This is a genomic window from Allobosea sp. 01N443 (assembly GCF_056399325.1).
Window position 1 is genome coordinate 1 of the sequence record NZ_JBFTRC010000395.1, and the last position, 1,107, is coordinate 1,107.

General features: G+C 65.8%; 1 protein-coding gene. It reads left to right on the forward strand.

Annotation, left to right across the window (positions count from 1 at the left end; genetic code table 11):
* Positions 1 to 40: 40 nt before the first annotated feature.
* A partial coding sequence (locus AC1DRP_RS36635; RefSeq protein ID WP_476771146.1) for a calcium-binding protein occupies positions 41 to 1,107 on the forward strand: 1,067 nt, incomplete at its 3' end.

Sequence of the window (1,107 nt, forward strand, 5' to 3'; positions counted from 1 at the left end):
GCGATCAACTCGAATATCAGCGTGGCCATCGAATATCAGCGTGGCCATCCAGGCCGACGGCACCGGCATCGTGAAGGGGATCGACCGGGTCGATCTCTGGGTCGGTGGCCTTGCCGAGACGCATATCAATGGCGGCATGGTCGGGCAGACCTTCTGGGTCGTGCTGCATGAACAGTTTGACCGCCTGCAGGAGGCCGACCGGTTCTACTATCTCGACCGTGTCGAGAACTTCGACTTCTACGAGAATTTCATCGACGGCCAGGAGTTCGCGGACATCATCGCCCGCAATACCAGCCTGACCAATCTGCCGGAGAACATCTTCGAGACCGTCGTTGGCGATGACGGCGACAACGGTACCGGCACGGGTGACGGCGACGGCGACGATGACGACGATGACGACGATGACGGCACCGGCAACGGAGATGGCGACGACGATGATGACGACGGCGCCGGAGACGGCGACGACGATGACGACGATGACGACGGCGCCGGTGATGGCGACGATGATGACGATGACGACGACGGCGCCGGAGATGGCGACGATGATGACGACGATGACGACGGTGCCGGCAATGGCGACGATGACGACGACGACGATTGCGGCTGTGACGACGACGACGATGACGACGGGGCTGGCACGCCGGCTCCCGGTCCGGGGACGGCTCCTGGGACGCATGTCGGGACGGGGCTGAGCGATGTCCTGATCGGGGCAGCGGGGGCGGACAACCTGATCGGCCAGGGCGGCGACGATGTCCTGATCGGTGCGGGCGGCGACGACACGATCTCGGCGGGCGATGGCAACGACTTCGTCGATGCCGGGGAGGGCCGTGACGTGGTCTTCGGCGGGGCCGGCGACGACGTGCTGCTTGGCGGGGCTGGCAACGACCTGATCGATGGCGAGGCCGGCAACGACCGGATCTTCGGTGGCACGGGCGACGACCGGATCACGGCCGGGGCCGGCGACGACACTGTGGTGGCGGGTGCGGGCAACGATGTGATCGTGGCTGCGGTCGGCGACGGCAACGACGTCTATTTCGGCGATGACAGCGACGGCGGCACGGGCATCGACACGCTCGACATGTCGGCGATCACGGCGAACCTGACGGT